This is a genomic window from Saccharopolyspora elongata, assembly GCF_004348985.1.
Lineage (GTDB): Bacteria > Actinomycetota > Actinomycetes > Mycobacteriales > Pseudonocardiaceae > Saccharopolyspora > Saccharopolyspora elongata.
In genome coordinates, this window is the sequence record NZ_SMKW01000154.1 from 1 (window position 1) to 9877 (window position 9877).

The window sequence follows — 9877 nt, forward strand, 5'->3', positions numbered from 1 at the left end:
GGGTTCGGCGGAGCAGGGTGGGGCTGATCGGGACGAACACGGTGAATGGGACGCGCGGTTGGATGGGGGCGATCTCGGGGCGTGGCTTGAGCAGGCGAATGCGGATTTGGATGTGCCGCGGGGTGGGGCGGATGCCGGGGTGTTGGTGGAGGAGGACCCTGCTTACACGGAGTTTGCCGAGACCGCGTTGACTGCGTTCTCGCAGCAGGATGCCAGTGAGAATGCTGGAGTGGACTGGGATTTTGGGGAGTTTCTTCGTGATTTCGGGGATGCTGGGTTGTTTGGTGGTGAAGGGGATGGGCTGGTTTTTGGTGAGCCGGTTGTGGATGGGGGGTTGTCGGGTGGTGTGGTTTCTGGGGTTTCGGGTGGCGGTGAGTCGGCGGGGTCTTGGTCTCAGTTCCTGTCGGGGGTGAACCGGACCAATTATTTCTCTGGGGATGAGCGTTATCAGAAGAATTGCTTGGAGGCTTCTGTGGCGTTCCACAATTCTCTCGTGCTCGGTAAGCAGGTTGTGACGGAGCCGGCTGGTGATGTTCGGGATCCGGCTCGGTTGGTGGCGGCCGGTGGGAAGGCTTGGCGGGTGGATGGATTGGCCGAGGCTGAGGGGCATGTGCGGAGTTTGCCGGTGGGCCGGGATGTGTCGGTGATCTTCCAGCGAGCGGATTTTAGTGCGCATGCGATCAATGCTGTGCATGCAACGCAAGGCGTGGTCAAACTGGCGAATGCGCAGAAGGGAGAGGAAGGCGAGGAAGCTGAGAAAGCCGAGAAAGCTGAAGTTTTGGCGGCGACCGGGGTGTGGGTGGTTGAGCTGCCGTGGAGGCCGGTGGTGTTGCCGGCAGGCGGTTCCGGGCTGCGCGGCCAGGGCGAGGGGGCTGGGCTGCCGGCCGAGGTGACAGGTCCGAAGCGTCGGCCTGTGACGCGGGCGGAGGTTGGCGAGAGTTCTTTCGCGGGGTCCAAGCGGCCGAGGGTGGGAGCAACCGCTGGGGTTGATTCCGGGAATCAAGATGGCGAGGGCGATGGGTCCGCGCCGGCGGATCAGGCAGCACAGCAGGACCAGCGGGCCGCGGAGGCGAAGAGGAAAGAGCAGGAAAAGAGCGCTAAGAGGCGCCAGAAGAGAAAGGCTGATGCTGGGCGGGTGGCGTTTTTGGAGGCGAAGAAGCTGACTCTGGAGGGGCTGAATCCGGAGGAGAAGGAGGAGTTGGCGGAGCTCGCGCCGAAGGTGGCGCAGCGGGAGCAGCAAACGAAGACAGGTAACGCGAATAAGCGCCAGAAGAAAGAGGATAATGCCGCGCGGGTGGCGGAGTTGAAGGCGATGCGGCAGCTGACTGAGGCGCAGCGGGACGAGCTCAATTTGCGGGAGGAAATAGAACAGTACGTAAGGGAGGCAGCAAGGCGGTCGACCGCAATGTCGAGGGGGCGAAAAAAGGCTGAGGGAAGCAAGGGTGAAATCAAGGCGTTGGAGGCGTTGGAGGCGGTGCGGCAGCTGACCGATGCTGAGCAGGGCAAGCTGCTTACGTTGCGGCGCGAGGTGGATGAGTGGGCTGATTCTGAGCAGAAGTTGAGGGAGATGCGGGGCAGGCTGAAGGTAAGCCAGGAGAAGCTGGAGTCGATGCTCGCCCGGGGGGAGGCCGGGTCGGGGCGGATTGCGGATGTGGGGGCGAGTGGTCCGCGGGATGTAGGGGGTGTGGTGTTGGGAGAGGTTGAGGACGACTCCGATGTAGATGCGTGGCTTGCTGGGGCGGAGTGGGCGGACTCAGGTGGGGTGCGGGTGCCCCAGGGTGTGGCGGATGCTGGGGCGGTGGCCGGGGCGGATGATTTCGCGGCGTTCCTTCGTGGACAGCAGGACGTTGATCTCGGTGCGTCGGGTGATGCGGCTGGTCGTCGGGTTTTGGATGACTGGTCTGCTGATCTTGAGGATGACGACTTGGTCATGTCGTTGGATTTGCTTGGGGATGGGCAATCGGGCGTTGGCGAGATGGGGGCTGGGCCGTCGGGTGATGCGGCTGGTCGTCGGGTTTTGGATGACTGGTCTGCTGATCTTGAGGATGACGACTTGGTCATGTCGTTGGATTTGCTTGGGGATGGGCAATCGGGCGTTGGCGAGACGGGGGCTGGGCCGTCGGGTGATGCGGCTGGTCGTCGGGCTTTGGATGGCGCGCGCGAACCGGCCGGGGAGCGCATGGGTGCGTCTGGGGAGGGGCAGGCTGCGGTATTCGTGCCGCCTGAGATTGCGAGGTTGGCTGAGGCGGCGGGTCGAATGGAGCGGCATTTGAACACGATGCCGCTGGAATTCAATCCAAACGGTGTGCGTGAGTACGTCGAAACTTTGAAGCAGCTGGTGCGCCAGGGACAGTGGACTCCGGCGGAGTTGCAGACAGTTGAGTCGCGCTTGGGTTATATCCAGGCGGCGGAGAGGAAGTTGCACAACGTTCGCCGGGGGAAGGTGGGTGAGGTGTATGTGCAGGCGAAAAAGTCGATAGCGCAGGGGCATGTTCCGATCACGTATTTCAAGGACGGTGTGCCCGGCGGGGTGAGTTCCCGGCCGGACGTGCGTCTGGGATTCGAGGTCGAGTTCAAGCTCCCGGACGATAGTTTCGACGAGCGGGTCATCAATCTGGGGGCGGAGCTCGAACAAGCGGGGCTGGTGGATTGGAGGACCGCCCACGGCTCGAAGCTGTTCGATGTGGACGATAAGGAGGCTGCCGCGGCGATTGTGGCCAGTGGTAGGTGGGCGTTGATCGAGGAGCGGGAGCGTTTCGAGGTGGAGGCGACATCGCCGATCCTGCGCAATGACATTGGGCGGCCCGTCAGCCGGCAGGTGTGGCCCAGTATGGAGAAGTTGCTGAGCGTGGTACAGCGGCACGGCGGTTATGGCTCGGAGTCAGGGGGGCATATCAATCTCAGTTTTGACTGGGACCGGCCATTGACCCCTCGGCAGTACGTGCGTGTGGCGCAGATCATGAAGGTCAGCGAGGCGTTGCTCTACCGGCTGGGCAACGTTGCAGGCGGCGACGGGTCGAGGCAACGCAAGGTCGCGCACGTGGCGCCGGTTTCGCTCCCGCCGGATCCGTACACAGTGGACGAAAACGGTGCGAATGCCGACTCGTACTACCCCGTGCCCGACGCGGGCGACAAGCACTATGCAGTGCGTTTTGAGGTCTCTGGTGCCAAGGACGATCGACTCGAGTTCCGGTTCCCGGCTGGGGACGCGGGTGAGCTGACCGAGAACCCCGCGTTGTGGCAGGCGCGGACCGAGGCGAGCACAGCGATTACGTTGGCCAGTACCGATCCGACGATCTACCCGGAGCTGGATCGGCTGATGGGTGATCCGGATCTGCTGGGCTACGACGACCAGACGAGGGACGAGGGGGCCTGGCTGGAAAAGCTGGTGGGGTTCCTGGAGTTGTTGCCGCTCAGTGAGGCCGGGCAGGCGCAGCTGGTGCAGCTTTTCGCCTGGACACGGCCGTGGAAGTTGACTGGTGGCATTGGCGACTACCCTGCGCTGGTCGTGGGCCTGCCCGAACAGTCGGTGTTGTTCCCGGCCCCGGGTGCTTCGAAGACGCAGGTCCTCGCCGAAGCGTACTCGTACCAGCTGTACAAAGACGCGAGCCTCGTCGTGGCCCGGTTGGCGCCGAACGGTAACGGGATTCTCCTCCGGAATGGCGACGAGATCGATTTCCAAGGGTTCGCACAGTGGCTCGAGCACCGCCGTGTCGGACGGAAACACGACCGGTGGACGTTGCTGGCGATTCCCGGCGCGCCCGCTGCGCTGCTGGGAGAGGTGCTCGAGCTCGTTGAAGGACCGGTATTGGCGACGGTGCAGCACTTGTACAAGACCCAGGACGGGCGTCTGCTCACCGGCGTTTACGAAACGGATCGAGATGGTCGCGTGCAATTCCGTCCCAGCAACGGTGGGTGGATGGAATTCACCGAGGAAAACCCGCTCGGCGAGCTTACCGGTAAGGCTGATCTGGGCGAGGCGTTGATGGATTCCAGGACCAGGCTTTTGCCTGACAGGCCCGCGGAGGTTTATCGGTACTGGCCCACCCGTGGATCGGGGTCGTGACGTCTGGCGGGTTTGACGAGCCGGGGGTGACGATGAGAGGACGGAACATGTCCGTTGGTGATGAGGGCCTGGTAGGAATGCATGATCTGTTGCTCGGACTTGCCGGCCGGGTGCCGGATGAGTTCCTCGCAACGGCTCGGCAGCACCTGGCGGACGGCGCGATCGACCAGGTTGCTGAGTCGATGTGCCAGGAGCTGGCCACTGGCGGTGTGGCGCTGACCTTCCGGCAGATGAGTGTGCTGACCGAGTTCTTGGCCGACACCGCTACCCCGACGTTGAGCCGAATCCCGGTCGGTGACGAGCAGCGGGTTCTGGCCTGGCATTTCACCGGCGCACCAATTGATTCTGCGGACGCCGACGATGCAGGAGTGGCTGCGTTGGTCGCGGTGCTGTCGGATGCCCCCGGCGCCCAGGGGTTGTGGCGTGCGTGGCGCGGCCCGATCGGTGGCCAGGGGTCGTGGTTGCCGGTGTATGTGGTGGAGGCCGGGAGTGCTGATCCGGCTGGGCTGACCGGTCGGCTTCAGCGGGCGCTGGCCGCGGCCGGTCCCGATGCGCCGCGGGTGGAGGTGGTCGCGCCCGGCGGCGAGGTGCCGATGTATCAGCGGGCGGCACGGTCTTACGGCCGGTTGATGTGGGCGGCGACAGAACCTGCCCAGCTGAACTTGGCGCGTGCCTTCGACGGCGTCGATGAGGCTGGGGATCCGGTGTTCGAAGAGGATCACCCGCGTCTGCTCGACGCGGCGGAGCGGGACCGAGTGCTGGACTACCTCCGGGCGGGCACGGTAATCCTGGACACGGACTCGACAATGGACGATGTGGTGGATCGGTCGCGAGGGTCCGTGGTGCCGGTGAGTTTCCGTTCCGACGGGGTGTGGATCTGGCCGGACATCGTCTGCTACTACCTGGAGCAGCACGGGTTGGCCCCCGACGAACAACTGCTGGCCCACATCCGCAACGCCAACCGCCCACCAGCACCCCTGGGCGCGGTAACCACGCACCGCGTCTTGGAGTATTTGTCCAACGGGTAGCCCCCTCGTTTGGGGTGCGGCCGGGCGGTGTGTCGGGGGACGTTCGCTCCGCCCGGCCGCGCGGCTCGATGCCGCCGCGAGTAGGGGAGGTCGCGGCATCGGGCCGGGTTTTTAGAGCGCGCGAAGGCGTTGGATGATTCGGTCTTTGAGGTCGTGGTTGATTCGGGCCATGCGGGCGGTTCGGTGTACCGCCAGAGGTGGTTGTTGGTGGTTGGGGTGTCGTGGGGTTCGGGGTCGACTGGGGTGCCGTCGGGCCATCGCATGGGGGAGGTCACCGGGGCCAGCCTTTCATTTCTTTGAGCAGCGTGTTGCAGTCTGGGCATGTCCTGGCGTGAATCCAGTCCATTTCTCGGATGGGTTGGCCAAGGCGAAGATGTTGCCGCAGAACGCTCCGTCGGCTGTGCGGGCGTGACATTCTCGACTTGCCCGAGCCGCCCACGATCCAGGTCGTCATGAGTGAGTCGTGCTTGCGCCGCATGTGGGCCCCAACAGACGTGATGCAGCAGCAGATCAAGCACCTGATCAAGTTGTTGCCCAGCGGGATTTCCACAAGGCAACGCGTATCGAGCCCGACAAGAATTGTGTACGTGTCGCCCGCCGGGACGGTTGGGTCGAGCTGCGTGACGACAAGACGGTGTTAGGTGCGCCGGATGATCATCGGTTGGTGTTCACCGCTGAGGAGTTCGATGCCTTCTTAGCCGGTGTTCGGGAGGGCCGGACCGAGGGGCTGTGCCTGGAGATCGCCCGCCGCGACGTGGACGGCATGCACGTGTTCCGTCGTCGCAATTGCCTACACCGCGTAGGTCTTCCGCTGTCGCATTTGCGTCGGTTCGGTGTTTCTGCTGGTCAGTCCAGCCGTATGTACGTTGTTGCTATGGCAGCACAAAGTACACACGGCCTCGTCCCTTCCCCGCATGGATAGTCCGGATGGGCAGTTGTGCCTGAAATTCGGGTAAGCGGCTTGGGACTGGAGTGCGGCGAGCTCATACTTTCGCTGGAGATGGTTTGGCGAGTAAGGGGGACGGCGGGGCATGAACGAGCTCGCGGAGCGGGCACGCGTCTGGTTGCAGGACACCTATGGGCAGCGTGTGGCGCTGAGCGACGAGGAGGCGATCCTCGAGACGGAGCGGGCGGCGTTCTTCGGTTGCCGCTACGTGGAGTCCGCCGAGCCGATGTTGGCGGCGACGATCTGCGTGCCGCTGGACGGGGCGGAACCCTTTCCCGCGTCCAATGCCGGTCCGCTCGATGAGGCCCTCAACCTGTCCCGGGCCGAGCCGGGGTCGTGGCGCTGGCGGGTCAACGCACTTAACTGCCTGATCGCGACCGATGCCGCGGTGAACTGCTGGCCTGCCGCGGCGCTGCCGTGGGATCCGGCTGGCGAAACGCCGGGCTGGTGGGATCGGATGCTGGCGACCTATTTCCCCGACGCCGAGGTCTTGACCTGTACGACGTGGGAGGACGCGGCCAGGGCCATTGAGGACGGAGGTGTGGGGACCCGGGCAGTGGTGTGGCTGCGCCGTCAGTTCGGCGGGCATGAACTGGCCGGTCACCTGTTGTATGCGGACTACGGGGAGGACGATGTGGTCTTTCTTGATGGTCTGCGGGGAACTGTCGCCGAGCAGAACAACGCCGAGGTCGCTGAGCTCGTGGTGGCACGTTTCCGCCGCGCGCGAGGTGATTCCGACGGCCAGCTGCTGCCGTGGGAAGGCGCGGCGGACGAATTCGCCCAGGCCGTCGAGAAAGCGAAGGCGTGGCTGACGTACACCTACGACGGCGAAGTGGAACTCGTCTCTCCTGATCCGGCCGACGAGACCGAGCGTGGCTGGCTGTTCGCCTGCACCACCCGGAGTTTCCAGCAGATTGGCGACTGGCGCGATCAAATGCTCGACGCGGCCCTGGTGGTCCCGAAAGCGGCCGGCGAAGAGCCGTTCGGCCTGCCCAACCGTGATCCGTGGACGTGGCTGGACGACTGGAACGCCGGAAAACCGGGGTTGATGCCACCGCCGAAACCCGCGCAGGCAGCGTGGTTCGGCCCCATGATCGCCGAGCTCGGCCCCGTGGTCGGTATCGGCGTCCACGACCACTGGTTCGGGGTCCTGGAGGAAATCTCCTCCTTTCCCGAACAGACCCAGGCACTGGTGTGGCTGCGTAGGAAGGACACCCGGGGACGGGAGAGCGTTGGGCACCTGTTGGTGGCCGTGAACGAAACCGACGGTGTTCAGCTCTTTGACCCGATGGATGGGCGTGCTCAGCCGCTCATCGAAACCGCACCGTTCGAGTTCCGGGTCATGCGCTTTGGCTGACAATCGGTCGTGAGTGCGAAACCGGGCTGGAGCCGGTAACTGACGGAGATGGTTGACACCCGAGCCTGGTGATCATAGGGATATCCGGGTGAGTGAACCCCAGTTGGACCGCGAGGTGCGTCGGCGGCCTCGCGGTCCTGCGCCACGTCGAGGAAGTCAGCGGGAACGTTGTGATGACGTGCCGGTATTACGGCAGGTTGCTGGCTTCTCAGCGCGACGAGCGCCATGACCGCCGATGGAAGCGCTACGAGAAGCAGCACCCGGGCACCAGGTCCAGATCGATGGCAATTCGTCGAACCCTCACCCCGGCCGGCCCCGCCAAACCCGGCAGCAAGCCACAGGTGAAGCCGTCGGGGCGGCGCAAGAAGTTCTGCCAGTGAGCGTTTTTCATCCTCTACGCGGAAGGCCCACGTCTCCGGGTCGTGAGTGCCTATGGCTGTTGTGGCGGCCATAGGCACTCACGACTGAGGGGCGTCGGGTCGTGAGTGGTCCTGGCTGCTAGGGCGGCCACAGGCACTCACGACCCCTGCGCATTCGGGACCTGGCCTGACGCCGCAGAACCAGGATGAAAAACGCTCAGTACACCGCCATCGACGACTGCACGCGGCTGCGCATCATGAAGGTCTACCCGCGGAACAACCAGAAGATCGTCATCCGGTTCCTCGTCTACGTGCTCTCCCAGCTGCTGTTCGCGGAGTGAGGTTTTTTCCATCCTCGTTGTGCGTGGCGGTGCGGGTGGCGGATCCCTGAATACGTGCTGCAGCTCACCTTTCGCTCGCGCAGATAAATTGAAAGTGACATCTACCTGAATTCGAGTAGTCCGGCGAACCTTACTACTTGAAGGAGTCGTGTCTTTTGTTGTGCGAGGCGTGGCGTGGTGCCGGTGCCGGGTGGCCGGCCAGAATCGAGGTGACCGAATTTTGTGTGCCCGTGTTGCCGGCGAAGCGGATGGTGATGCCGGTTCGGCTGCGTCGGTGTAGTTGGCACGAGTACTAGTTAGTGGTTAGGTGAGCTAAAGGGGCAGTTATGGCGATCATGTTCAGTGAGTTTGAGCGCCAGCTGTCCCTTTGGCTTACGGGGGATGAGCCGCCGCCTGTTAATGAGGATAAGGTGCGGGAGTTGGCGGTGGTGTGGCGGTCGCATGCGGGGCGTTTGCGGCGGTTGCGGGTGGATGCGCGGGCGGCGGTTGAGGGGATTCGGTCGTCGGGTTTTGCGGGGGCGTCGGAGCGGGCGTTTGCGGCGCGGATGGCGCCGTTTGTGGATGGCCCGTCGAATTATTTGGATGCGGCGGCTGATCATTTTGAGATGATGGCGGATGCGTTGGATCAGATCGCGATGGAGGTGGAGTTTCTTAAGCTGGTGGTGTTGATTCAGTTGGCGTTGCTGGCGGTTGAGTTTGAGTTTTTTGTGCAGTGGTTTTGGGTTCCGGGTGTGCAGTCGTGGTTTATGGCGCAGGCACTGATGCACAGGGTGGTTGTGGAGAAGGCTGTGCGGTGGATTGCGCGGCGGATGGCGAGTGTGCCGCGTGTGCCGGTGGAGATTTTGGGCATGCTGGCGATGAGTTTCGGGCAGCAGCTTGGTGTGGTGTGGCTGGGGCAGCAGATCCAGATCGGGAAGGGCACCCGCGAGGAGCATGACGGGAAGCATTACGAGAGTGCCGCGGTGATCGCGGCGGTGGGGTCGGTGTTGTCGTTCGGGGCGATGGGGGCGCTGCCGAAGTTGAAGGGTGCGATCAGGGATTGGGTGAAGCATGCGGGCGGTGATGCGGGTGCGGTGGATGGGTGGTTTGCCAGTCCGTGGGCGCGGATTGGTGGTGAGGGCCTGCATGAGGGGGTTACCGAGATGGTCGCGACCGGGATCTTGGGCGATTTCGCGTTCAATCCGGCGGCGTTTACCGCGGGTGCGGCTTCGGGGGTGGCTGAGATCGCGGGGGAGAAAGCGGGGGCGGGTCTTCTCGGGTTGGTGTTGGAACAGGAGGGCAATAAGCACGTTCCGGGCGATGAGGATGCCGATAGCGGCTACGGCAGCGACGAGGACGCCGACGCGGACGACGCCGGCAGCGACTTCGGCAGCGGTAGCAGCGAGTCCGGCGGCGGTAGCAGCGAGTCCGGCTACGGCAGCGACACGGACGCGGACGACGCCAGCAGCGAGTCTGGCAGCGGCAGCAGCGAGTCCGGCGATAGCAGCAGCGGCAGCGGCGATGGTGGGCCGGGGCTGGGGGCGTTGGCCGGCGGAATCACCGTCCCACCGGTTATTTCCGCCCGTTCCTCCGGTCAGGGCGATTCTGGTGGTTCTGGTGGGGGTCGGGATGCCGTGGTGCCGGGCAAGGGCCGGCACCAACCTGGCGACGAGCACAGCCCGGCTTCGGTGGGCGAGGCCCGCCGCATCAGTGTTCCCGAGGGTTCTGGTGCTGTGTCTGGGGGTGGGGAAACCTCTGGTGGCCGGAGTGTGCCGGGTGAGCGGGTCGGTGCCGAGGGTGT

General features: G+C 64.3%; 6 protein-coding genes and 1 pseudogene. All 7 read left to right on the top strand.

Annotated features, from left to right (window positions below; translation table 11 throughout):
* Positions 1 to 139: 139 nt before the first annotated feature.
* Positions 140 to 4066, top strand: a complete 3927-nt coding sequence (locus E1288_RS49570) for a coiled-coil domain-containing protein (protein ID WP_235884266.1) — start codon at positions 140 to 142, stop codon at positions 4064 to 4066.
* A gap of 47 nt (positions 4067 to 4113) precedes the next feature.
* The gene (locus tag E1288_RS45095) at positions 4114 to 5094 is read left to right on the top strand and encodes a hypothetical protein (RefSeq protein WP_235884267.1); all 981 of its coding nucleotides are present in this window, start codon (positions 4114 to 4116) and stop codon (positions 5092 to 5094) included.
* Between the two features lie 353 nt (positions 5095 to 5447).
* Positions 5448 to 5564 (top strand): annotated as a pseudogene (locus E1288_RS50060) (hypothetical protein); the annotation flags it as partial.
* 8 nt (positions 5565 to 5572) lie between these two features.
* Entirely contained in the window at positions 5573 to 6016 is a 444-nt protein-coding gene (locus E1288_RS45100; protein WP_132495339.1) for a DUF397 domain-containing protein, read from the top strand.
* 109 nt (positions 6017 to 6125) lie between these two features.
* Entirely contained in the window at positions 6126 to 7397 is a 1272-nt protein-coding gene (locus tag E1288_RS45105; protein ID WP_132495335.1) for a YrhB domain-containing protein, read from the top strand.
* A gap of 565 nt (positions 7398 to 7962) precedes the next feature.
* Entirely contained in the window at positions 7963 to 8097 is a 135-nt protein-coding gene (locus E1288_RS50065; RefSeq protein WP_268952036.1) for a hypothetical protein, read from the top strand.
* Between the two features lie 326 nt (positions 8098 to 8423).
* A partial coding sequence (locus tag E1288_RS45120) for a WXG100-like domain-containing protein (RefSeq protein ID WP_456320523.1) occupies positions 8424 to 9877 on the top strand: 1454 nt, incomplete at its 3' end.